The sequence below is a fragment of the uncultured Imperialibacter sp. genome (genome assembly GCF_963974565.1).
GTDB classification, from domain to species: Bacteria; Bacteroidota; Bacteroidia; order Cytophagales; family Cyclobacteriaceae; genus Imperialibacter; species Imperialibacter roseus.
Map to the genome: position 1 here is coordinate 300,601 of NZ_CAXBCJ010000002.1, position 24,506 is coordinate 325,106.

Consider the following 24,506-nt stretch of genomic DNA (forward strand, 5'->3'; position numbering starts at 1 on the left):
TAGATGTTCTATTCCTTCTATGAAACCTTTCGTGTGATAGTCCGTATTTTGATTTTAAAATACCGATCGGTATATTTGTATCTTATGAGAAACCCTGAGGTAACCAAACAGTTGATTGTGGAGAAAGCCATCTCCCTGTTCAATACGCAGGGTTACCGGGCTACATCATTGTCGGACATTACCAAAGCCGCCGGTATTACCAAAGGGGCCATTTACGGGAACTTCAAAAACAAGGATGAGGTAGCGGAAGCTTCTTTCGAATATGCCATCGAAGTGGTGATGCAGGAAATGAAAGAAAGGATCAGCGCTGCAGCAACAGCTCCACTAAAGCTGAAAGCTATTGTGAATTATCACGAAGAGTACATAAAATCACCACCTTTTTCAGGAGGATGCCCGATCATTAATACCAGCGTAGAAGCAGACGACAATTACCCGCAGCTGAGGTCGAAAGCTATCCGATCCGTCGGTATCATGAAAACCTCCATTACCAAAATATTAGCCCGTGGTATCAGGGAAGGACAAATTGATGCCAGTGTCAATGCCGAGGCTATTGGTATGATGATTTATACTTCAATCCAGGGGGCGATTGTGCTTTCCAAGGTCGAAGGTGATGGGCAGTCATACGGTGTCGTTAAGAAATACCTTCATTCACTCATTGATTCAATAACAGTTTAAATTTTTTTGCTCTATTAAATACCAATCGGTATATAGCTATGAAAAAAGTACTTATCCAAACATCAGGCGAAGAAAAGAAAATTGAAAAGCCTGCCAAAAAGACCAATGCACAAATGGAATGGCTAATCAAGGGTTTGCTTACACTACAGCATGTGTCTCCTAAATTAACCTCTTCCATTATCTGGAACCAGTTCACCAAGACCCCGAGAGTGAGGTTCAACGACAAGCAGAATGCCCTGATTGAAAAGGCCGAAATCAGCGTCATCAAGTACAGGGGAAATGACCTTAAGGCCTACCGGTGGTTGCCCGCAGACGCCAGCAACGGTAAAACCATCTTGCTGTCTCATGGCTGGGGTTCCAAAATCGCTGACTTCCGGCGGATGATTGAAACACTTGTAGCGGAGGGCTATTCGGTCGAAGGCGTTGATATGAAGGGGCATGGCTTGTCAGCGGGCACTCATACCGCACTCCCAGAAATCCGGGACGTGCTAAAAACCCACTATTCACGAAATGGCCCTTACCATGCCGTCGTCGGTTATTCCATCGGCGGATTGGCGGCCGGGCTGACGGTGAATGAAATGAGCACCGCCTTCCATCCCAATCATTTAATTATTATTGCTACGCCACCGTACACCCGGTATTTCTTCCAGGAAATCATTGACCAGGTTGGCTGCAAAGAGCGGGTGTTCACCGAAATGTGTGAATTGGTAGAAAAACACTACCATGAGTCAATCGACTATTTTGATCTCAGAAATAAGGCCGACAATCTGCAGCACCTCGACCTGCACATGATTTACGACGAGCACGACAAAACAGTACCTTTCACCAAGGGCCTCGAACTCAACGAAATGCTGCCGATGTCTTCCTTCGTGCATGTAACCGGCACCAGCCATAACCAGATTATTGCTGATGAGAAGGTGATCGGGTATATTCTGGATGCGGTGGCGGTAAAAGCTGAAGTCTGATGAGAAAATGAGCTTACTCGGCTCCCATAATAACTACCACATATTCACACGTAGCCTAAAAACAAGCGCCATTAAAGAGTCTAAACCAAATGCCATTCTACGTTTCTCCAATAAATTAATTCGTTAACTTTACACTATATCTTGAAAAATCCTGCCATGAAAGGAGTAACCTTCATTAGTGACGAAAATAATAAAAAGCGTTTCGTCCAAATAGATCTTGAACAACTTGAAGAACATCAGGGTGAAATTGAAGAATTGCTGGACGTAGTCATTTCAGAAAGCAGAAAGAATGATGATGAGATTAGCTGGGAAGAGCTGAAAAAACAGCTAAAAGCAGAAGGCAAACTCTAGTGTACCAAATCAATTTCAAACGGAAGGCGGGAAAGGAACTCCTAAAGCTACCAAGTCAAGCAGTAAATGAAATATCTTCTTCAATCGACGCTCTAGCAGAAAACCCCAGACCGGACGGCAGCAAAAAATTAAAGGGGAGTAATGAAAGCCTGTGGCGAATTCGTGTTGGTGACTACAGAGTAATTTATGCGATTGAAGACAAGATCAAAATTATCAGTGTGAGGAGAATTGCGCATCGAAAGGATATCTACAGGTAAGCTTCCTTTTCATTACTGGGTTCTTGCCTTCCTAACCCATCAACCACGCAAAAATCGCCGGCCCCCAGTACATCCTGGTGAAATAATAAGTGCCGAGCCCTAAAAAGCCCGTGGTAAGCAGCAGAATGGAAGCAACACCATAGTTGTACAGGGCCGTTCTGTTGGCTTTTTGGGAACGAACAAAAAGCTCCACCACCAGCAGGTTTGGCAAGTAGAAGAAGAAAGCCATCACCCGGTCGAATAAACCAGTGAAATGCTCGGTATGCCCAAGGCGATCGGTAAAGGAGAACCAAAAGCCGTAGTCCATCCTGTAAAGCCAGGAGCCAATGGCCAGGGCGTAGAGCCGCAAAGCCCATACCCGGTGAAGGTCGATGCGGCGGGCGGCTGCGTGCCTATAGGTTTGAATGCCTGCAATGAACATCAATACACCGTAAAGCCCAAAGCCTATGTCCATCACCGTGCCGCCAATGGTGCTCCTTACGAAGATGAAAGTCAGCCCGCCAACAGCAGCAAGCAAACAGGCGACAACATACACACGGCCAACCCAACGATGAAACACCGGGTAACTATTTCTGACAGCATCAATCAGTTGAATGCTTCCGAGAATGAGAATGATTCCCCCTGCGGCAAAGTGCAGGCCAATACCGGAAGTGGCTGCGGTGTCACCTTCCCGGTAAAGATTGGGGAGCAGGTCGTTCCATTTGTCCAGGTTACCTCCGGCCAGCGGAGCAGCATAGAAGGCCAGGATATAAAGACCAAAAAGGCCTGCGCTCACCCACACCATTGTGACGAGCAGGGTCTTTGTCCATTGGAGTATTTTATCGCTGATGACTGATTGGGGAGATGACTGTGTGCTGGAAACTGATTCGGAAAATGACATTAGCTGATCAAAAAGTTGATGTATTAAAAAGTTGGCTACAATTTAAAACAGTTTGTGTTTTTTAATGGGCGACTGCCGTTTTTTCTTGTCACTAATACGGTGCTCACCCGGAAACGAAGAACTCAGAGAAGGAGCCTGGGATAGCGCAGACCATTGTGACAGGATAAGTAAACCACGGTCTTTCACTGACCTGGCGAGGTTTTCAGGTGTTTGTCGGTAGTGGAGTATTACTGCGGCTACTTTAAGAGAGCATAACTAATCATCAAGTACATCCATCTCACCCCGGCTCAACCTGCGGGCTTTGTAGATGCGATCGATTAGAAACAATAAAAGCAAAACGAAGGGAACCTGCAGCACAACCGGCGGGATGGTCACCTCCCACTCTCCCCAGGAAAATACCACATTAGAAATTGAAAACATAGCGACCAGGCCAAGTACGAATCCGGCACCAAAAAAAACATACATCTTTCTCACGTATTGCCCGGCAATTGAGCTTCGTAACTCTTCTTTGAGAATCTGATCCATGACCATTTCTTCAAAGTTGTCGTCAAGCACAGGCAAGTCTTTTTTGGCCAGCAACTGTTTGAATTTGTCGTTATCTGTTGTCATAGCAGCTCTCTTGTTTCGGATTTTAACAGCTTATTCAAATGAACATAGAAGGCTTTTTTCCCTCTAAGTAGCAGCATTTTCACTTTAGATTCCGACCATCCCGTCATTGTTCTGATTTCATTGATGCTGTTCTCCTGTAAATAGAACAACTCCAATGCCAGGGCATACTCTGTCGGCAATTTTTCCAGCGCCATAGAAATGCACCTGCTCTGGTCATTTTGCACAACCAACTGCAAGGTGTTTTCGACCTGAACCATCTCGGCATCCGACAGGTCATCAATAGTTACCGTGTCCTGGCTCTTTGAAGGCTTTGTCTTTCGCAACGACTCGTTGATGACAATGCGGCCCAACCATGTTTTAAACTGTGCCTCCCTTCGGAAGGTGTTCAATTTCTGAAAGGCTTTGATAAATGATTCTTGTACTGCTTCTTCCGCCATGTATTGGCTTTTCAGAATGGTATATGCCATCGAAAAAGCGTATGTCTTGTAAGTGGTGACAAAATACTTGAATGCTGCTGTATCACCGTTGAGCACCTTCTGAAGATAGAATTCGTCCATCTATTGCCTTTTCTTCCTTTCAATGTTATTACCGGCAATTAACCCGATGGCCCCAAACAGAAACATTAGCGGTAAAGACAGGAATGGAAGAATATCGCTGTGAAAATTTGCCTGTGTTTGCTTAAGGTAAAGAAAAATAGCAAGGCCCAGTGCAAATCCCAACGAGCATCCCAATATAGTGTAGCCAAGTATGAACCAGGGAAAATGCACTTCCCTCTTTTTATACACTTCGGATATGTCGGTGCCTTTTTCTATCAGAAGCATCTTTTCGCTGTTTCTGAACTTGAGGTAGTAGTAGTAAGCAAAGAACACAGTGGCAAAGAAGCCAAGCCAAATCACTGCCTCAAATAATTTTCTGATTAAATCCATTTTTTTGTGTGTTAAGTTAAGATTCTGTTCAATTACCTGTTAGATACATCGCAGAGGAGAAAAGTCACAAACTGCTTATTACAGCACCAGTGGTTAGGGGCTTGTTTAAGTTCTTGATGGGTTACTTTTCCCCTTTTCAGGAAAGCATTAGATTAAGCCAAGTTTACCAACCTATTCAAAATACGTGATGTCTGACACAGTCAATATCATTGGATTTGTTCAATCGGTTTTTGGTGTTCTTGTTTTTTTAACAAAACGCCCGGGACACCTGAGCTTTACTTTCCTAACAATTTGGATGGCGGTGATTGCTATATTTATGGGGGCCTCCCTGCTTCCGTTTCAGGTGGTGGAGTATTTCAAACCGGGGATATTCCCACTGATGTTCCTCACAGGCCCACTGCTTTATCTCTACGTTGGTTCGCTCACCATAGAAGATTTTCGGCTCAAACCCAGCCAGCTCATTCATTTGATACCCTTCCTACTGGTAGCTATCCATCGCTCTACCATTCATGTAGTGCCAATTTCCAGCAGCCCAGATTTAGTAGAGAACCCTCAATACCTCTTCAATAAAGTATATTATACATTGTTGATTATTTCAGCCTTTACTTACTGGTTGCTGGGCTTGCAATTGATCGTTAAGCATCGAAAGAAGATGCCCCTTTACTTTTCTAATTACTCCAGCAAAAACTCGCTGAATTGGCTGATTTTTGTGTTGTCCCTATTTCTGATAGTGTTCATGGCCAGCTTTTTTAGTTTTTTTATTAACAATATATTGGGTTTAGCGCTTGTGCCATACACAACGCTGTCTTTAAACCTGACAGTTTTCACATTTATTATGGTCTACTTCGGGATCAATCAATCTGCCATTTATTCCAAGGAACGACCAAACCTGAAACCGATTCTGCAAAAAGTATCTCCCGGCGAACCAGCATCAAAAGCCGTTGGAAGTCCTCTATCTGACGAACAGATGAATGAACTCTCCTTGTTGGTGACCAATTACCTGGTTGACAAAAAACCTTACCGTAACCCAGACTACAACCTGCAGATGATGGCCGACGACCTGGCTATTTCCAGGCACAAATTGTCACACGTGATCAACACAGGCCAAAAAAAGAATTTCTATAAGTTCATCAACGAGTTTCGGGTGGAAGAAGCAAAAAAGATGCTGGCCGACCCATCCTTCGACCATTACTCTGTACTTGGAATAGCTATGGAATGTGGGTTCAATGCCAAGACGTCGTTCAACCGTATCTTCAAAGACGAAACGGGCCTCACTCCCACCGAATTCAAGCAACGCCTTGAGCCGGCAACCAATCGGCGCAGCCAGTCAATCAGTTAGCCCGCCCTCTCAAGTGATATCCTTCAGCAACTACTAGTACCAACTTATCCATTAGTACGCCTTCCACATTTTTGCTGAATAAATTTGATTGATCTCTTTCCGCAAGTGCGGCAAGACATATTCAATTTGTCATCAAACACCACTCGTAATTATGAAGTCGTCAATCAACTGTGTATTTCAGCAACCTCCGAAGAGGTTCGATGTGGGAGCTGTAGCTTCCAGCACTTCGGTCTTATTTGGGCTGGCCACATTTTTATTAGCGTCCTGTACTGAGAAAAGCAGCTTTGTTCAACCCACGCTAGGCACCCGATCAGCTCAATTGATAGAAGTGGATGGCTTTCAGTTCAAAGACCTTAATAAAAACGGCACACTCGACAAATACGAAGACTGGCGATTAACGCCTGAAGAAAGAAGCCTGGATTTGCTTGCTAAAATGTTGGTGGAAGAAAAGGCAGGCTTTATGGCGATCAACTCATTGAGTATGCTCGGGAGTCGGAAGGCTAAGATTTCCGAAGGAAAATACCAGGCAAGTGACCTGGACGAAGGGCAGGTAAAAGATGACCGACCTGCTGGTGCAGGCAATTTTATTGGCGCCATGAACGAAGTCACCAGCACAACTCAACGGGTAAAGGAATTTCATAACCGCCATTTTATCCTGCGACTTAATGAAAGTGCCGGAGTGATCGCCGAATGGAACAATAAGCTTCAGGAGCTTTGTGAGAGTGAGCCACTAGGTATTCCGGCCATCATTACCTCCAATCCCCGTAATCACATTTCCAGCAACGCATCGGTCGGTACGGCACTCAACGCCTCCGTTTTTACTGCCTGGCCTGGTGAGCTTGGCCTATCTGCTACACGTGACCTGGCCCTGATCCGTGAATTTGCCAGTGACTCACGCCAGGAATGGCTGGCAGCCGGGATTAGAAAGGGATACATGTATATGGCTGATTTGTCCACCGAGCCTCGCTGGTCGAGGGTCGATGGTACTTTCGGCGAAAACCCTGAATGGGTCGCACAGGTGATCAAAGAGATAGTGATTGGCTTTCAGGGAACAAAGTTGGATACCAATTCCATCGCACTGACCATGAAGCATTTTCCAGGCGGTGGATCAGGCAAGGGCGGCCAGGATTCTCACTTCGACTGGGGGAAAGAACAAGTATACCCTGGTGGCAGATTTTATGACAACCTCCTGCCCTTTCAGGCAGCCATTGACGCTGGCACTTCAGCTATTATGCCGTATTATTCGCTGCCCAAGGGTACCGAATTTGAAGAAGTAGGCTATTCGTACAACAAAGCGGTGATAACAGGTGTGTTAAGAGAGAAAATGGGATTTTCCGGCATCATCAATACCGACACCGGCCCAATCACACGCATGGTGTGGGGAGTGGAAGATCTTTCTATTCATGAGAGATACAAAAAAGCATTGGAAGCCGGTTCAAATATCATTTCAGGAGTTTCTGATCCTGCCGACCTGCTGGAAGTCATCAATAAGGGGATGGTAGACATGAGTTTGATCGACAACTCAGTACTTCTACTGCTAAAAGAGAAATTCACATTGGGCTTATTTGAAAACCCGTATGTAGATGTCGCCGCAGCAGAGGCAACAGTAGGCAGCGATCGCTTCAGAGAAAAAGCTGCGGTGGCGTTAAGAAAATCGATCGTGATGCTTCGCAACGAGAACAGCACACTTCCTGTTAAGGCAGGCACAAAAATATATGTAGAAACCCTACAGTCGCCAGGCCGCGGCGAAGAAGAAGGATCGACCAACTTTATGATGGAAGCAGACGGCAATCATGAAGTAGAATTTGTGACAACACTTGCGGAAGCTGACCTGGCCATACAGTGGATCATTCCTTCTAACTCAGTCTTCAACTCGGACGGAGCACCCATTTCAGTTTCACTTTCAAAGAAAGGAATTGATGTAGGCCACATTAAGGAAGTGATTGGCACTGTTCCTACCATTTTGGTAATTGACTATACGAATCCCTGGGTGATAGATGAAATCTACAATGATACCAACAAGGGGAACGTAGTCGGTGTTTTTGCCACCTTCGGCACCACACCGGAAGCTCTACTGGATGTGATCACAGGCAAGTTTAACCCAGCAGGTAAAATGCCCTTTTCAACACCAGTTTCTGACGAAGCAGTCGAGAACAACCTGGAGGACGTTCCGGGCTACCTGGAAGCAGATGGTTACGCCTTGTTTAACTATGATGAAGGTTTGAGTTATAAGAAATGATGCCTCGGCGGTGAAAGAATGGACAGGTACATTGCGAGTGCAACTGGCAACTGCAAAAACTACTTCAAAATGCCAGAAAGGGTGTTTTACACGAAAGTCGCCTCTCGTGAAATGATAAGCGCTTGCGTGGGTACCTCATAAGCGCTTGTCTCCCTATGTGATAAGCGCTTATCCCGGTACCTGTTAAGCGCTTGTCTCACCCCCTCATAAGCGCTTAACACGAGGCGGATAACAGCAATACATGAGGCGAATAAGCGCAATACTTGAAACGGACAGGGCATATATAAAATCGACAGGTTTTACATGAGAAGAAAGTACCTTGTAGAAGAGCCGTTTAATGCACTGCCTAGAAATACTATAGCTAGTGAAAAGCTACGCCTCACTATTAAATTTCGCACGTCAGACAAGTCGTATATCGTCAAACTTACCTTTGATAACTCCCATTATCTCACTAAAATTACTTTACGCTAAATATGGATTTTTGCTAAAACATATAGCGTCTTCAACCAGTTCTAAGGAGTATAAAAACCAAAAACTATGAAAAAGATACTCACCTACGCTTTCTCTTTGATGCTTGTTCCGTTCCTTGCCTTCAGCCAGTCCGACAAGATCAAAACCAATAAAGGAGACCTGACCATCACCCCCATTACCCATGGAACTGTAGCATTCCAATGGAATAACCTGACAGTGTTTGTCGACCCTTATGGCGGCGCTGACCTGTTCAAAGGCCTCCCCGCTCCTGACCTGATCCTTATTACAGACATCCACGGCGACCACCTGAACCAGGAAACACTGGACGGGCTGGATCTTTCCAAAGCGAAGATTGTGGTGCCACAAGCCGTCGCTGACCAAATCGCCGAGAAAAACAAAAGCCAATTGGTGATCATTGGCAATGGCCAAAGCACTGACCAAATAGGGCTCAATATCAAAGCCATTCCGATGTACAACCTACCCGAAAGCGCTGACTCCCGCCATACCAAAGGCAGGGGCAATGGCTACATCGTCAATTTCGGTGGCAAGAATGTTTACCTGTCCGGCGACACATCCGACATACCCGAAATGCGTAACCTGAAAGGCATCGATGTGGCCTTCGTTTGCATGAACCTCCCCTATACCATGGACGTGGATGCGGCCGCCAGTGCAGTGATCGATTTCAAGCCTGGCATCGTATATCCTTACCATTACCGTGGACAAGGCGGATTGAGTGATGTTGAGAAGTTCAAATCATTAGTAAATAAAGGAGCCAGTAAAGTTGACGTAAGACTGAGACAGTGGTATCCAGCGCAGTAATTGACATTAAGCCTTTCCAGCTTTTATAACATCACCAAGGCCTGTCCCCCGGCAGGCCTTTTTTAATGGCCATTCAACATGAGTTTGGTGCCACCAGCTAATGCTGTGGGCACCACTACCACTTCGCCAAGGTCTGTCCCCCGACAGACCTTTTCTATTATCGCCCATCACAAAGCAGAATAAACTTCATTCATTTTTCATTACTTTGACTTCGTTGAAAGACTTCGAACAAAAAAAACCTAGTTGTGGCATTGAAAAACACCTACCTATTCGCAGCAGGCCTATTACTTCTCAGCGCCTGCCAAACCAAACCCCAGACTGAAGAACAAGAGACTCCTACCAAGCCCAATATCGTCATCATTTTCACCGACGACCAGGGCTACAACGATGTGGGTGTTTTTGGCGCCAAAGGGTTTAACACGCCCAATCTGGATCAAATGGCGAAGGAAGGTGCCCAGCTGACCAACTTCTATGTCGCCCAGGCGGTGTGCTCAGCTTCCAGAGCTGCGTTGCTCACTGGTTGCTATTCCAACAGGGTCAGTATTCATAATGCCCTGGGGCCGGAATCGAAAATCGGTCTCAACCCCGACGAAACAACCCTTGCCGAAGTGCTAAAGGCAGAGGGATACGCAACGGCTATCTACGGCAAATGGCACCTAGGCGATGAGCCGGAGTTCATGCCGACACGCCAGGGCTTTGACGAGTACTTTGGCATTCCCTACTCCGGCGACATGTGGCCTAATCACCCCTGGCAAGGAACGGTATTCAATTTTCCGCCGCTCCCTTTGTATGAAAACGAAACAATAATCGATACGTTGGAAGGTCAAAGCCAGCTGACCACCCAGCTAACGGAACATGCCGTCGATTTTATCAAACGCAATAAGGACAAGCCATTCTTTTTGTACGTGCCACATCCGCAACCACACGTGCCTTTGTTTGTATCTGACAAGTTCAAAGGCAAATCGGAACGTGGGCTCTATGGCGATGTGATCATGGAAATCGACTGGTCGGTGGGGCAAATACTGGCCGCTTTGAAAGAGAACGGCCTCGACGACAATACATTAGTGATCTTCACATCCGATAATGGCCCCTGGCTGTCATACGGTGGACATGCAGGTTCGGCCTATCCGCTGAGAGAAGGCAAAGGCACCAGCTGGGAAGGCGGCATCCGTGAACCAGCCATCATGAGGTTCCCCGGCAAAATACCTGCCGGCAGCGTGATCAACACACCGATGATGACGATTGACCTGCTACCTACCATAGCGAAACTAGCGGGCGGCACTATGCCAGAAAAGACAATCGACGGGAAGGACGTTTGGCCGATACTAACTGGACAAACCAAAGACTCACCTCACGAAGCGTATTTCATTTATTACAGAGTGAACGAATTGCAGGCTGTAAGAAGTGGAAAATGGAAACTTTACCTACCCCACACTTACCGAACCCTGAACGGCCATGAAGGCACCAACGACGGCTTACCTATCGACTATGAACAAGCAGAGGTGACAAAGCCAGAACTGTACGACCTTGACGCAGATATGGAAGAAACCGCCGACGTAGCAGCGGCTAATCCAGAAGTGGTAGACAGGCTATTGAAGCTGGCCGATGGCATGAGAGCAAAACTTGGCGACAGCATAAGAGGTGTGGAAGGAACGGAGAACAGGGAGCCGGGGCGGGTCAGTAGGGAAGATCAGGAGTAAAACTCAGCAAGACCTTTAAACGTTCTTTACCGCCAACCAATGCTGGTTTCTGTCAGACCTATTTTCTATATTTAACCTATGAGTTCTATCGTAGTAAATCCTAAAAGCGAAAAAGAGCTTCGCTTCCTATCAGAGTTGCTGCAAAAGCTGGGCATCGACGCTAAAGTACTATCTGATGAAGAGGCTGAGGACTTAGGTTTATCGTTGCTTATCAGGGACGTTGATCGATCTGAGCTAGTTTTGGAAGGCGAAATAACTGACAAGCTAGGCGGTTAAATGCAGTTTCGTTTCCCGTACTTATTGACCCTAACTAAAATCTACATCAAAATACGTCTTCGCATTGTCCCGCAAATTGTACCTGCTCATCATCACCTCACCATATGCGCCGGCAGAACGGATGGCCAGCAGGTCTCCCCTTTTGCTCTGCTTCAGCTCAATGCCTCTCCGGAAGGCATCTGACGATTCGCAAATAGGACCTACCACATCGTAAGTTTCGAATGCCTGGCTTTGCGAAGTGATGTTTTCAATAAAGTGCTCCGCCTGATACAGGGCCGGGCGGATGAGTTCTGTCATGCCTGCGTCGATAATCAGGAACTTGATGGTCTCTCCCTCTTTGTTGTAAAGCACTTTGCTGATGAGGCTGCCGCATTGCCCCACAATGGCCCTGCCCAATTCGAAATGCAGCTCCTGGCCAGGCGCCAGTTTCATTTGTTTTTCAAATACCTCGAAGTAGCTCTTGAAGTCAGGCACGGGATTCGTTTTGGGCTCCACATAGTCGATGCCTAAGCCACCACCAACGTTCACATGCTGGAGCTCGATTCCCTTACTGCGGAAGTAAACGTTGAAGTCGTTGGCCCGCTGGGCAAGTTGTGTGTAGCTCTCCAAACTCGTCACCTGAGAACCAATATGAAAATGGATTCCGGTTAACTGTATGTTGGCAAGTTGAGGCAGCTTGTCAATCACCTCGTCGATCTCTTTGGGAGGCAACCCGAATTTATTCTCCTTCATGCCAGTGGTAATGTAGTGGTGCGTTTTAGCGTCCACATTCGGATTGATCCGCAATGCGATCTTTGCCTTCTTGCCCATCTTACCCGCCAGCTCATTGATCACTTCCACCTCCTGAGCCGACTCGCAGTTGAAACAAAAGATGTCGTTGCTCAGTCCAACAATGATCTCCTCGTCCGATTTTCCTACGCCTGCAAATACAATTTCCTCCTTCGGAAAACCAGCAGCCAAAGCTGCCTTTACCTCATTGGCACTCACTGCATCGGCGCCCAAATGGTACCGCCTGATGATTTCTAATATGCGTGGATTCGCATTGGCTTTCATCGCATAGTGCACCTTATAGCCCTTGCTCAATCCGTGTTTTTTTACCTCATCCAACGACTTTCCGAGTAGCTCCAGGTCATAGAAATAGAAGGGGGTGGGTATATTTTGGATACTGCCAAGCAAAGAAGTGATATCGGCCATTAGAACTAAATTTTACTTTAAATAATGGAAATTAACTAATTGATTAAAAGATGATTACAAAATAGTTATAGATTTCATCTATGAGTACTTTCAGGCATAAAAACCTGCGGGAAGCTGCAAAGATAGCAGCCTATTGGAAGTCCTCATAAAATGTTTTGATCTCCTCCAACAGATTTCCAATATCAGCCGGATCCAAGGCCGCATGCAGAATGATTCTGCTGATTGGGCCGGACGTTGGCTTAGGATATGGAAAATGGGAAATGATGATGTTCCTACTCAGCAGGTAAGTGTAAAGCGGCTGGCTTTTCGAAAAGAAAACAGGCAACACAGGTTGAAAATTAAAGTGCTGCTTTACCAGCGAATGGCTCCCAAATGGCATCTGAAACTTACGGAGCTTTTGCAACTGACGAGCTCTTATCTTACCTCCTTTCAGGAGCGCATGGAGAAATGCGGGTGCCGACGGAGCGGCTCCCACAAACCATGGTGATTGGCGGATCTTCTTGATCAGGTTATGAGAGCCTGCGATAAAACCCGCCGCCAGTCCGGGTGCTTTGCCCAGCGAGGAAGTCACCACCCACTGCACATGCGACGGTAACTTCCGAAGCTGCGACGCCACCCCTTCTCCGTCCTTCCCGGTCAGCCCAATGCCGTGCGAATCGTCGACCACCAGCAGCACTTCGTGCAGGGTGGAAATGTCAGTGAGCCAGTCGAAGTTAACGGGGTTGCAAAAAAGCGGATCAGTGGAATTGCAAAGTAAGACCATCCGGCGAGGCAGCATTCCTTCCAGCTGCACCCTGATCATCGTTGACCAGCTGATGAAGTCACCATTGGTAGCGTCATCTGAATTCCTCCAAAGTGCTGGATGACAGCCGGGCGCATATTCCATGCTCCATTCCATGTCTTGCAGCACCTTGATCAGGAGCTGTCCAGAGGCAAAGCCAGACGAGGTGACCACAGCATCGCCTGTCGATAACCAGTCAGCTATGTGGCGCTCGGCCGCTTCAAAGAGACGGTACTGCACGTTGCCATTCCTGGAACCGGAAAAATGCACTCCGTATTTGTCTACCCCCTCTTTGATGAGCTCCTGGTATTCTTTATCAACCGACAGGCCGAGGTAAGAAGTGCCGCTGAAATAAAGCATTTCTTTACCATTGACATGCAGCGTTCTCCCTGGAAATTCCTCTGACCGCATCATTCGTTTCTACTTAAGGCTGGCACCTGTGCCATTTTCGTTGGGAAAAATCAGTCCACTCGGAGTAACCTGTACACCATTGGCAGGATCTTCCGCCAACAGCAATGCACCATCCATATCCACATAGTCGAGCAAGGGCACTACCTGCGCTATGGCAGAAATACCGACAGAAGATTCTGTCATGCAGCCCATCATCACGCTCATGTTCAGCTCCCGTGCCCGGGCGATCATTCTTCTGGCTGGCGTAAGTCCTCCGCATTTGGTCAGCTTGATGTTGATGCCATGAAAATGATTAAAGCACTTGTCCACATCCGCTTCTACCTGGCAACTTTCATCGGCTATTACAGGCAGCTCACTTTCGGCAAACACTCTTTTCATTCCATCAAGATCATCAGCCTTCAAAGGCTGCTCGATGAACTGCACATTCAATTTTTTCAAGGCCCTACTATTGGCGATAGTTTCGTCTACTCCCCAGGCACAATTAGCATCAACCCTAAACACAGCATCGGTGTTTTTGCGTAGCTCTTCAATGATCCGGATGTCTTCTTTCGTGCCCAGCTTTATTTTGTACAATGGCCAGGGAACTTCCTTCATTTTGGCCACCATGTTTTCTACCGTATCGATGCCAATCGTGTAATTTGAAATAGGCCCTTTGCTCCCATCCAGTCCCCATATTTTGTATAAAGGCTTGCCCTGCAACTTTCCGTACAGGTCATTGAACGCCAGATCGAGGGCACAAAGGGTGAAGGCTTTCAATTTTCCCGTGCTAAGCAGGGCCTGATGAAACTCCTCAGGTGTTTTCCAACTCCCTGACTCGATTAATGAACGTACACTTTCTAGCTGCTCGGTCATTTTAGGAACTGTCACTCCATAGTATGGGTTGGCTGTTGCCTCGCCAAAGCCGCTTTTACCGTCGTGGCTCAGCTCTACAATGAAAGACTCCTGCACACTGGTGGAGCCGTGCGCAATGGTAAATGTATGCCTCAGAGGCATTTTGACAGGATGGTATGTAACTATCATAAAACTTAGAGAACGGATTCTTCTAGAAGGGTCAACGATTGTTTGTAAGTATCGAGCTCGGCAGAGATGCCCATCGGAAGCGTCGCAATATTGGACACGTGCCCAAAAGACATTCCATACAAAACGGGTATTCCCAATCCGCCTAGGCGCTCCGCAAGTGTTTCTCTCAGCGACGTTTTGTCGCCAAAATCAGGGTCAGTATCTTTTTCATCGCAGTCGTTGAACACACCCAGGACGATGCCTTTTGCAGCCTGTAGTTTACCGGCTAGCAAAAGCTGTGTAAGCATCCTGTCGACACGATAGGGCGACTCTCCTACTTCTTCCAGAAAAACCAGCTTACCAGTGAAATCGAGATCGAATGGTGTGCCGGTAAGTGAGCTAACTAAGCTCAAATTGCCTCCTACCAACTCTCCTTTTGCCACCCCTTCTGAAATTGAATAAATCTGAATATAGTCTTCCTGCTTGTCCCGGTCTTCTTTTGCCTGCTCAATCTTTATCTTCCCTTTGCCTTTGATGAGCGTATCTTCAAAGCTGCCAGCGGTGTAGTCGGTGAAGTTGGAGGCGCCTACAGGGCCATGAAAAGTCACCAACCCGGTCTTATTGAATATCGCAAAATGAAGCGCCGTAATGTCACTGTAACCAATAAAGGGCTTGGGATTGGACGCAATCAAGTCATAATCAACCGCTGGCAAAAGTCTTCCCGCTCCATAGCCACCTCTGGCGCAGAAAATGCCGTCTACTGAAGTATCGGCAAACATGGCATGAAGGTCGTCAAGCCGCTGCTGATCGGTGCCTGCCAGGAAGCCTTTACGCACCCTCATATTGTCGGAGTACTTCACCTTAAAACCAAGGGCTTCCATGTTCTCAAGTGTGCTCTCAAAGGATCCCCGGGAGATGGCACTCGAAGGGGTGATAAGGCCCATTGTATCTCCTTTGGTCAGCTTCTTTGGTTTGATGACCCGTGTTGGCCAGGTGCCTGATGTTGTAGCTTTACCTTCAGCTTTAGCCATTGTTGGCAACAGCATTCCGCCTCCGGCCGTTGCCAAACTTCCAGCAATAAACTTTCTTCTGTCCATGAGCGCTAATTAAGCGGAAAACTAACAAAAGTTTGGATGATATGGCAATCCACCCATCAAGATAAAGCCTCATTTCATCGCTCCTTTTGCCGCTTTCCCCAAAAAGCTTTCTTGTTCCTTTTTCCGGCGTTATATTATCCGCACCAAATCAAACCAATTCATGCGATCCATAGCAGTCTTCACCATCAGTATTCTTTTTCTTGGTGCCTGCACACCAAAAGAAACGCTTACTTCCCAGCTCCACAAAATGGTGGAGAAATACCATAATGAGGGTTTTTACAATGGTACCATTCTCATTGCCGATAGCACCGGCACCCTACTGAAGGAGGCCTACGGCATGGCCGACTTTGACGCAGGCGAGCCTCTCGACATTACGTCAACGTTTTATATGGCGTCAGTGTCCAAGCAGTTTACCGCCATGGCCATCATGCTGCTAAAGGAGGATGGCAAGCTGACCTTCGATGACACACTGAGCACCTACTTCCCGACATTTCCTCCCTGGGCGGACAGCGTTACCATCAGAAACTTACTCACCCACACATCGGGCATCCCTGACTATTACGACATAGGTGCGGCGGTTCCTGGCTTCACTAATTCAGATGTGGTGAACGTGGTAGAGCGCATCGACAGCCTGCATTTTGCTCCGGGCAATAAATACGAGTACTCCAATACTGCCTATGTGCTATTGTCATCCATCGTGCAGCAGATCAGTAGCAAAGGCTTCAACGAGTTTATGCAGCAAAATGTGTTTGGACCTGTAGGTATGGTCAGCACTGTTGCTTACGACGAAACAATGCCCGAAAGAACCAATCCCTGCAAAGGCTTTGATGCCAACGGGAAAGAGGACGACTATCCTTACTTTACCACTGGCGGCGGCGGGCTCTACTCTAACGTAGAGGACATGTACAAGTGGCACCAGGCTCTACAAAACTATCAGCTGGTATCGCAAGCGACGATGGAAGAAGCCTACAAACCAATGATATTGAATGATGGGAGCACCTCCTGGTATGGATTTGGGTGGATGCTCGACAAAGAAAACCCCAATAAAGTATTGCATACCGGAACACTAACTAGCTTCCGAACTTATATCGAACGAAACCTGTCCAATGGACAGGTCATCATTATGCTCAACAATGTGGGAAAAACAAAACGAGACGAACTGCTGACGGAAATCAAAACCCTGATGAATGTTAATCATTGAACAAAAGCATCGTGTACGGCAACACCGAGTGGGTTAAAGTGTAAAAAGATGTCACCAACACTCGCCATTTATCAGAATTTGGGATGAGCTAATGGCAATCATGGCTAAATTTGCAAAGACTATCAGTACAGTTCGTTTAACAAAAGCCCTTAATGTTCAAATTAGATCGTAAAGAACTCTTACCCCTTGGTTGTTTTCTTTTAGTTTTTCTTTTCCCTCCACGCCTGGTGTCAGCCGCCGATTCCGGTAAAAATGAGTTTGCCACCAAACGCATCACAAACAGCCCAAAAGTAGACGGTATCCTTGACGAAGACATTTGGAGTCAAAACCCAACACCCACTCAATTCACGCAATTCAAACCTAACAATGGCGAAAAGTCGGACTTCCTTACAGCCGTTGAGTTGGTATATGACGACAACGCCCTCTACCTTTCGGCAAGGCTCTTTGACCCTGAGCCGTCCAAAATAAGAAAGGAGTTTGGCAAAAGAGATGACTTTAACCGAAACACCGACTGGTTTGGAATTTTAGTAGACCCTTACAACAGCGGCCAGAATGCTTTCAGTTTTTTCGTCTCGGCTGCAGGTGTGCAAGGCGACTACTTCATCAATGGCGATAATTGGGATGAAAATTGGGACGCTGTGTGGGAAAGTGCCATTGCCTACGACGACCACGGCTGGACTGTAGAAGTAAAGATTCCCTACTATGCTCTCCGGTTTCCAGCTACTTCACAGCAAAACTGGGGCATCAACTTTTATCGCCAGGTAAAACGAAACCAGGAGGAATCGTATTGGAATCCGGTAGACAATTCGATTAGGGGTACTGTAAATCAATCAGGAGTGCTCAGAGGGCTTGAAGACATCAAACCACCTGTTCGCTTGTCGCTGCTGCCCTACGCCACCACCATTTACACCAACGATGGTGTCAATGGCAAAGAAAAATTCTCGTTTACTGGTGGCATGGATCTCAAATATGGCATCAACGAGTCTTACACCCTCGACATGGCACTCATTCCTGACTTTAGCCAGGTGCAGTCCGACAACGTGGTACTAAACCTATCGGCGTATGAGGTACAATACAGCGAAAACAGGCAGTTCTTCACGGAGGGAACGGAACTATTCGACAAGGGCGATCTGGTGTATTCCAGGCGTATTGGTTCTACTTTTGGAGAGGTTAGCTACAATGACGAAACAGAAGAGGTAGTCAGTTCGCCATCGGCAGCACCTCTGATCAATGCCACCAAAATCTCTGGCAGGAATGGGGAAGGCTGGGGACTTGGCTTTCTTAATGCGCTGACCAACAAGACGCACGCCAACATACGCAATATTGAGACCGCCGAAACCAGAGAGGAGCAGGTTGATCCGCTGACCAATTTCAATGTGCTGGTGGTAGACAAGATCCTGAAAAACAATTCCAACGTCAACCTGATCAACACCAACGTAACGAGACTTGATGGCGACAATGATGCCAACGTTACAGGAGCAAGCGTTAGCCTGCTCGACAGTACCAATACCTACCGATTCTCTGCATTTGGCGCTGTGTCTAACATCTACAATGCTGAAGACGCCGGTGTGTCAAGCGAATTGGAGGATGGATATAAGTACAGCGTGGGCCTTTCAAAAGTAAGCGGCAGCTTTCAGTATGGCGTCAGCAGGAATGTTGAGAGCAAAGACTACGATCCAAACGATTTTGGATTTAACAGGGCAGCCAATAGTGTCTCGCACAACGTGTCGCTCATGTACAGGATATTTAAGCCGACGGGGGTATTTAACTACTACCGGGCCAATGTCAGCGGATCATACCGGCAGCTTTTTGAACCAAGAACATTCACAAGCACCGACGTATATGCATCTACTTATGCCCAATTCAAGAACTTCTGGGGAGTGGGCATGTCGTCCAGCCTGAAACCCATTGACAGCTACGACTACTTCGAGCCCAGAGAAGAAGGCTACTATTTCGTTCAGCCTGGATCCTATAGCGTGAACTCATGGGTAGAAAGCGATTCCCGCAAAGCGGTAAAAATATATATAAGTCAAAATACCTGGAGAAGGCCCGAATGGGAGCAGGCTTATAATTCGCTGGGAGCATCTATCCGCTACAGGGTCAACAACAGGCTATCCATCGACTTCCGGGTTAGCAGAGAGAGCTCCGAAGACTCAAAGGGCTACGTTACCAAATTGTATGCTGATGACGAATCGCTTGATGAGATCATCTTTGGAGAAAGAGACGTTCTTACCACAAATAATATCCTTGGCACCAAGTACACCTTCAATAACAAAATGGGGCTGACCCTCCGGGTAAGGCACTATTGGAGCAATGTTAAGTATAACGGATTTTACGACCTGCAGGGCAATGGTCAATTGGCTGACTCTGAGTATGAAGGCATCGACGAGTCCGGACAAAAGCAGCATGATACCAACTTTAATGCACTCAATGTTGACTTTGTTTACTTCTACCAAATTGCGCCGGGCAGCTTTTTGAATGTGGTTTGGAAAGACTCCATCAGTTCAAGCGACAATAACACCGACATTAATTTTGCTGAGAACTTTGACAAAACATTGAGCCTGCCGCAAATCAACAGCTTGTCTGTCAGGCTTACTTACTTCATCGATTACAATTCAGCAAGGAAGTACCTCTTTGGAGGCAACAGTATTTAACAGCCTTTTGCGGATGGATCAAGCAATATTTCTGGCGGATTGATTTTTTTTTTCAAAAGTATTTTGTCATTACTTAAAGAAGCAAAAGGTCCAAGCGGGACGCATTGAACCATTTTGCTTCTTTATTGTCTATCGTTCACCAAATGGTACAACGTTGTTTCAGAATCTTACTCCCCAGATTTTCCGCTTGCCCCCTTTTGCTTGCGGTAAGTCATTCACCCTTAAACTAAAAAAGCCCCATCTCTGGAGCTTTTAATATTATTGATAAAGGCTTGTCGAACTATTTTACCTTGTCCACCACAGCTTTGAAAGCTTCGGGGTGGTTCATGGCCAGGTCGGCAAGTACCTTACGATTCAAATCGATCTTGGAAGTTTTCATTTTGCCCATCAATACAGAATAAGATATTCCGTGCTCTCTGGCACCTGCATTGATACGCTGAATCCACAAAGCTCTGAAGTTTCTCTTCTTCTGCTTGCGGCCTTCATAAGCATATTTCCATGCTTTTTCAACGGCATTCTTAGCTACCGTCCATACATTTTTTCTGCGGCCATAAAAACCTTTGGCTGCTTTGAGGATTTTCTTTCTCCTCGCTCTTGACGCTACGTGATTTACTGATCTTGGCATAGTAATTACATTTTTTGGTGTTTGGTGGTTCTACTCAGAACACTTGTTGACCAAAAACCTGGTGAAACATAGAACCTAAGTTTTTCTTAGATGTTGAGCATATCTCTTACTCTGTTCTCGTCTGACTTATGTACTAAAGTCATGTCAGTAAGAGAGCGCTTTTGCTTGGTTTCCTTCTTGGTAAGAATGTGGCTTTTGAAAGCATGCTTACGTTTGATTTTACCAGTCCCCGTTAGCTTAAAGCGTTTCTTTGCTCCCGATTTGGTTTTAACTTTCGGCATTGTATATATAGTTTAACAAAAATTATTTCTTAGCGACCTTAGGAGCAACGAATAGTGACATCCGCTTTCCTTCGAGCCTCGGCAGTTGCTCTACCTTTCCATACTCTTCCAATTCCTGAGCGAACTTAAGAAGAAGGATTTCCCCTCTTTCCTTAAACACAATTGTTCTACCCACAAACTGCACGTATGCTTTTACTTTGGAACCTTCCTTAAGAAAGTTGATGGCGTGCTTCAATTTGAAATTGAAGTCATGATCATCCGTGTTAGGACCAAAACGAATTTCCTTAATGACAGTCTTCTGAGCTTTGGCCTTGATCTCCTTCTGTTTCTTCTTCTGCTCGTATTTGAATTTTGAATAATCAACTATACGGCAAACAGGAGGAACTGCAGTAGGAGAAATCTCTACCAAATCCAGGTTTTGCTCTTTGGCAATTTTGATTGCATCCCGGGTTGGGATAACGCCAAGATTTCCATCTTCGGCAATTACCCTTACCTCACGGGCTTCAATTCTCTCATTAATCTTGTAAGGCTCTTCAGGTTTACCCCTAAAACCTCGTGGTCTCGGTCTTAAAATTTTATACCTCCGTATTTAGGTTTCAAAACAAGGATGCAAATATCCACAAAAATTCTACTAATCAAAAGCAGCAAGCCGCTTTTATAAATAGCCTGCAATAATCCTCAGGCTTCTTTTTCGCCTGCCAGACTCATTTTTATTCGCTTTCCAAAATAGTCAACGAATTCACTGCCCGAAAAGGTGCCAATATCTCCCTTGCCATGTTCCCTAAGGGCAATGGTTTTACTCTCCGCTTCCTTCTCGCCTACGATCAACATGAACGGGATCTTTTTGATTTCCGCATCCCTGATCTTCCGGCCGATTTTCTCATCTCTTTCATCCACATTGCCCCGGATGTCATTCTCCTGGAGCATCAGTCTAACCTGATTGGCATAGTCGTGGAATTTCTCCGAAATAGGCAGAATGGCAATCTGCTCAGGCGATAACCATAACGGGAACTCACCCGCAGTGCTTTCTATCAGAATAGCTACGAAACGCTCCATTGAACCAAAGGGTGCTCTATGGATCATTACCGGCCTGTGCTTCTGATTATCGGCTCCAACATATTCCAGCTCGAAGCGATCGGGCAAAGTGTAGTCGACTTGAATGGTTCCGAGCTGCCAGTTTCTGCCAAGAGCATCTTTGACCATAAAATCGAGTTTAGGGCCGTAAAAAGCTGCTTCCCCAAGCTCCACAGTTGTTTTCAGGCCCTTTGCTGCGGCTACTTCTATAATCGCATTCTCTGCAATTACCCAGTTCTCCTCAGTACCGATATATTTTTCTGGTGTCTCAGGATCTCTTAACGACACCTGGGCATTGTAATCGCTAAAGCCCAAAGACTTAAACACATACAATACCAGATCAATTACCTTGGCAAACTCCTCTTTCACCTGGTCGGGGCGGCAGAAAATATGCGCATCGTCCTGAGTAAAGCCCCTCACACGGGTCAAGCCATGTAGCTCGCCACTCTGCTCGTAACGGTAAACAGTACCAAATTCAGCGTACCTCACAGGAAGGTCTTTATACGACCTTGGCTTGCTTTTGTACATCTCACAGTGGTGAGGGCAGTTCATGGGTTTCAAAAGAAACTCTTCTCCCTCTTCCGGTGTGTTGATGGGTTGAAACGAATCCTTGCCGTATTTTTCGTAGTGACCAGATGTTACGTATAGCTCCTTGCTTCCTATATGCGGTGACACCACCTGGTCATAACCTGCTTTCACCTGCGCTTTGCGCATGAAATTCTCAAGGCGCTCACGAAGAATGGCACCTTTAGGCAACCACAACGGCAGTCCCTTGCCCACCTTTTCTGAGAAGGTGAAAAGCTCAAGTTCTTTCCCTATCTTTCTGTGGTCACGTTTTTTGGCTTCTTCAAGCAGCTCGAGGTACTCCTTCAACTCTCCCTGTTTGGGAAAAGTAATCCCGTAAAGCCTTGTTAACTGCTTGTTCTTCTCATTGCCCCGCCAGTAAGCACCGGCGATGTTCAGTATCTTAGTGGCCTTAATAAACCCTGTGTTTGGGATATGCGGTCCCCGGCAAAGATCGGTGAAATTGCCTTGCTCATAGAAAGAAATAGTGCCGTCAGTCAAATCTGCGATAAGCTCCAGTTTGTACGGATCACCCTTCTTTTCAAAGTAGGCTACGGCGTCTTTCTTACTAATATCTCGGCGTGAAAAGGCATTCTTCTGCCTCGCCAGTTCCAGCATCTTCTCCTCTATTTTCGGAAGTTCGGCAGCGGTAAATTCCCTGTCTCCAAAATCAACATCGTAGTAAAAACCGTTTTCAATTGGTGGGCCAATACCCAGCTTAACACCCGGGTACAGCGCTTCAAGGGCTTCAGCCATTAAGTGAGCTGAAGAGTGCCAAAAAGTTGATTTCCCTTCCTTGTCATTCCATGTGAGCAACTGAAATGTTCCGTCTTCCGTGATGGCACGAAATGCATCAATTACGTTTCCATTGAATTTGGCAGCCAAAACATTCCTGGCCAGGCCCTCGCTGATGCTCATTGCCACATCCAGCCCGGTTACCCCCTTGTCATATTCCCGAACACTTCCATCAGGGAGGGTAAGCTTAATTTTCTCGTTACTCATTCAATTCTACTAATTATCAGATTTCTTGGGAGTCAGATCAAACACTGGCATTGCTGCCTGCTGCTCCCTAAGTTTGCGCAAATATGCAATTTTTCCCGCAACAATACCCCGTTCTTCGAGGGCTATTTGGTTGGTGGAATCCAACGCCAGCGCCGACGTGTAAAAATTATAGGCATCTCCCATTCTACCCCTGCGATTAAAGTATCGGGCTTTGAGGAGTCGGCCCGGCACACTAAGCGAATCCTGCTGAATCATCCTGTCGGCATACCAAAAGGCGGAGTCGCTCATCGACGATTCGAGCATCAGGCTCCCGTACTCAAAAAGCCCGTTTTCGGAGGGTTCAGGCCAGTTCTCAGCAAAGGTGGACGCCTTATCATAATCAGCTCCCTTAAAGTAGGCACCGAGCAACTCACCCCTGTAGGTGCTATAGTCATCCGTGACTTTGCCATATCCCTCGAGCAGCGCTACCAGCTCGGTAAATTGCCTTCGCTGCTCAAATAATATCACCAGCAAACGGGTCATACTCCTATGGCCCGGATTCGCCGCAACTCCCCTCTCCAAAATGGACAACGCTTTGGTCGTATCTTTTTTCTGGAGATCCAATTCAGCTGCTACCAAAAATGCCTCCGGCAGCTTGCCTCCGGTGTCAAAATAATGATTGAGGTACCTGGCGGCCTCACCGTAGTTCCTTCTGGAGTAGTGATATTTTGACTTGATCAGCGATAGACTAGGGTGAACCGAACCCAGCCTGTCAGCCTGCTGGGCATATATCCAACTCCTCTCAAAATCGTTTCTATGTATATAGTAGTCGGCCACCAGCACCATCACCTCCGGATCTTTGGGTGCCATCCTTAAAATCGCCTCGATATTGGCGTTGGCCACCTCCGGCCATTCAAGCGTTTGATGATATGAAGCCAATTTGACCCTAAGCCCAAGGTTATTGGGGTCTTCCTGCACTTTGTCTTCCACAAGTGCTAATAGTTCACTATAGTAGGCTTTGTCGGGGTTTGGGCTGTCTGCAATTGGCAATGACGCCTGAGGAGATGAGCACCCCATCATGCACAAAACCGAGAGAAGTATTAAACCGAGAGAAGCTCTTTGTGTTCCGAACGCCAT

Annotated in this window: 24 protein-coding genes; 11 read left to right on the plus strand and 13 right to left on the minus strand. The window is 46.6% G+C overall.

Annotated elements, in window-relative coordinates; genetic code table 11:
• Positions 1-84: 84 nt before the first annotated feature.
• From AAC052_RS04015 to AAC052_RS04030, 4 genes are all read left to right on the plus strand, one after another.
• Positions 85-675: a TetR/AcrR family transcriptional regulator gene (locus tag AAC052_RS04015; RefSeq protein ID WP_339811143.1), complete on the plus strand. Its 591-nt coding sequence runs from the start codon at positions 85-87 to the stop codon at positions 673-675.
• Positions 676-713: 38 nt separating this feature from the next.
• Positions 714-1,640, plus strand: coding sequence for an alpha/beta hydrolase (locus tag AAC052_RS04020; protein WP_339811146.1), 927 nt, complete (start codon positions 714-716; stop codon positions 1,638-1,640).
• A gap of 156 nt (positions 1,641-1,796) precedes the next feature.
• Positions 1,797-1,991: a hypothetical protein gene (locus AAC052_RS04025; protein ID WP_151999994.1), complete on the plus strand. Its 195-nt coding sequence runs from the start codon at positions 1,797-1,799 to the stop codon at positions 1,989-1,991.
• Positions 1,991-2,248 (plus strand): type II toxin-antitoxin system RelE/ParE family toxin, encoded by a 258-nt coding sequence (locus AAC052_RS04030; RefSeq protein ID WP_339811150.1) that lies wholly within the window; start codon positions 1,991-1,993, stop codon positions 2,246-2,248. Before AAC052_RS04025 ends, AAC052_RS04030 begins: the two co-directional genes overlap by 1 nt.
• A 31-nt stretch (positions 2,249-2,279) precedes the next feature.
• Here the strand turns inward: AAC052_RS04030 and AAC052_RS04035 are convergent, their stop codons facing one another.
• From AAC052_RS04035 to AAC052_RS04050, 4 genes are all read right to left on the minus strand, one after another.
• Positions 2,280-3,128, minus strand: a complete 849-nt coding sequence (locus tag AAC052_RS04035; protein ID WP_339811153.1) for a DUF2306 domain-containing protein — start codon at positions 3,126-3,128, stop codon at positions 2,280-2,282.
• 255 nt (positions 3,129-3,383) lie between these two features.
• A complete protein-coding gene (locus AAC052_RS04040; protein ID WP_339811155.1) occupies positions 3,384-3,737 on the minus strand; it encodes a hypothetical protein in 354 nt (117 codons plus the stop codon).
• Positions 3,734-4,294 carry an RNA polymerase sigma factor gene (locus AAC052_RS04045; RefSeq protein WP_339811157.1) on the minus strand — a complete coding sequence of 187 codons (561 nt, stop codon included), beginning with the start codon at positions 4,292-4,294 and terminating at the stop codon, positions 3,734-3,736. Before AAC052_RS04045 ends, AAC052_RS04040 begins: the two co-directional genes overlap by 4 nt.
• Positions 4,295-4,663: a hypothetical protein gene (locus AAC052_RS04050; RefSeq protein WP_317491552.1), complete on the minus strand. Its 369-nt coding sequence runs from the start codon at positions 4,661-4,663 to the stop codon at positions 4,295-4,297.
• A gap of 187 nt (positions 4,664-4,850) precedes the next feature.
• On the opposite strand from AAC052_RS04050, the gene AAC052_RS04055 reads away from it, so the two are divergent.
• The 5 genes from AAC052_RS04055 to AAC052_RS04075 all read left to right on the plus strand — a co-directional run bounded on the left by AAC052_RS04055 (position 4,851) and on the right by AAC052_RS04075 (position 11,507).
• Positions 4,851-6,002: a helix-turn-helix domain-containing protein gene (locus AAC052_RS04055; protein WP_339811161.1), complete on the plus strand. Its 1,152-nt coding sequence runs from the start codon at positions 4,851-4,853 to the stop codon at positions 6,000-6,002.
• A 151-nt stretch (positions 6,003-6,153) separates the two neighbouring features.
• Positions 6,154-8,241 carry a glycoside hydrolase family 3 N-terminal domain-containing protein gene (locus AAC052_RS04060; protein ID WP_339811163.1) on the plus strand — a complete coding sequence of 696 codons (2,088 nt, stop codon included), beginning with the start codon at positions 6,154-6,156 and terminating at the stop codon, positions 8,239-8,241.
• 537 nt (positions 8,242-8,778) lie between these two features.
• Positions 8,779-9,531, plus strand: a complete 753-nt coding sequence (locus AAC052_RS04065; protein WP_339811164.1) for an MBL fold metallo-hydrolase — start codon at positions 8,779-8,781, stop codon at positions 9,529-9,531.
• 245 nt (positions 9,532-9,776) lie between these two features.
• Positions 9,777-11,231 (plus strand): sulfatase, encoded by a 1,455-nt coding sequence (locus AAC052_RS04070; protein WP_339811166.1) that lies wholly within the window; start codon positions 9,777-9,779, stop codon positions 11,229-11,231.
• 78 nt (positions 11,232-11,309) lie between these two features.
• Positions 11,310-11,507 (plus strand): hypothetical protein, encoded by a 198-nt coding sequence (locus AAC052_RS04075; protein ID WP_339811168.1) that lies wholly within the window; start codon positions 11,310-11,312, stop codon positions 11,505-11,507.
• A 30-nt stretch (positions 11,508-11,537) separates the two neighbouring features.
• Here the strand turns inward: AAC052_RS04075 and lysA are convergent, their stop codons facing one another.
• The 4 genes from lysA to AAC052_RS04095 all read right to left on the minus strand — a co-directional run bounded on the left by lysA (position 11,538) and on the right by AAC052_RS04095 (position 15,989).
• Positions 11,538-12,701 (minus strand): diaminopimelate decarboxylase, encoded by a 1,164-nt coding sequence (lysA, locus tag AAC052_RS04080; RefSeq protein ID WP_339811170.1) that lies wholly within the window; start codon positions 12,699-12,701, stop codon positions 11,538-11,540.
• 130 nt (positions 12,702-12,831) lie between these two features.
• Entirely contained in the window at positions 12,832-13,896 is a 1,065-nt protein-coding gene (locus tag AAC052_RS04085; RefSeq protein WP_339811173.1) for an aminotransferase class I/II-fold pyridoxal phosphate-dependent enzyme, read from the minus strand.
• 6 nt (positions 13,897-13,902) lie between these two features.
• Positions 13,903-14,913 carry a dipeptide epimerase gene (locus AAC052_RS04090; protein WP_339811175.1) on the minus strand — a complete coding sequence of 337 codons (1,011 nt, stop codon included), beginning with the start codon at positions 14,911-14,913 and terminating at the stop codon, positions 13,903-13,905.
• Between the two features lie 5 nt (positions 14,914-14,918).
• Positions 14,919-15,989 (minus strand): LD-carboxypeptidase, encoded by a 1,071-nt coding sequence (locus AAC052_RS04095; protein ID WP_339811177.1) that lies wholly within the window; start codon positions 15,987-15,989, stop codon positions 14,919-14,921.
• Positions 15,990-16,149: 160 nt separating this feature from the next.
• Here AAC052_RS04095 and AAC052_RS04100 point away from each other — a divergent pair, with 160 nt between their 5' ends.
• A complete protein-coding gene (locus AAC052_RS04100; protein ID WP_339811179.1) occupies positions 16,150-17,190 on the plus strand; it encodes a serine hydrolase domain-containing protein in 1,041 nt (346 codons plus the stop codon).
• A gap of 152 nt (positions 17,191-17,342) precedes the next feature.
• Positions 17,343-19,844, plus strand: coding sequence for a DUF5916 domain-containing protein (locus AAC052_RS04105; RefSeq protein WP_339811181.1), 2,502 nt, complete (start codon positions 17,343-17,345; stop codon positions 19,842-19,844).
• Between the two features lie 280 nt (positions 19,845-20,124).
• On the opposite strand, the gene rplT is transcribed toward AAC052_RS04105, so the two are convergent.
• The 5 genes from rplT to AAC052_RS04130 all read right to left on the minus strand — a co-directional run bounded on the left by rplT (position 20,125) and on the right by AAC052_RS04130 (position 24,506).
• The gene (gene rplT, locus AAC052_RS04110; RefSeq protein WP_151998594.1) at positions 20,125-20,469 is read right to left on the minus strand and encodes a 50S ribosomal protein L20; all 345 of its coding nucleotides are present in this window, start codon (positions 20,467-20,469) and stop codon (positions 20,125-20,127) included.
• A gap of 86 nt (positions 20,470-20,555) precedes the next feature.
• Positions 20,556-20,750, minus strand: a complete 195-nt coding sequence (gene rpmI / locus AAC052_RS04115; RefSeq protein ID WP_151998595.1) for a 50S ribosomal protein L35 — start codon at positions 20,748-20,750, stop codon at positions 20,556-20,558.
• A 22-nt stretch (positions 20,751-20,772) separates the two neighbouring features.
• Positions 20,773-21,324: a translation initiation factor IF-3 gene (gene infC / locus AAC052_RS04120; RefSeq protein ID WP_151998596.1), complete on the minus strand. Its 552-nt coding sequence runs from the start codon at positions 21,322-21,324 to the stop codon at positions 20,773-20,775.
• A 104-nt stretch (positions 21,325-21,428) separates the two neighbouring features.
• Positions 21,429-23,390: a threonine--tRNA ligase gene (gene thrS / locus AAC052_RS04125; protein ID WP_339811184.1), complete on the minus strand. Its 1,962-nt coding sequence runs from the start codon at positions 23,388-23,390 to the stop codon at positions 21,429-21,431.
• A gap of 9 nt (positions 23,391-23,399) precedes the next feature.
• On the minus strand, positions 23,400-24,506 hold the full coding sequence (locus AAC052_RS04130) for a hypothetical protein (RefSeq protein ID WP_339811187.1): 1,107 nt from the start codon (positions 24,504-24,506) through the stop codon (positions 23,400-23,402).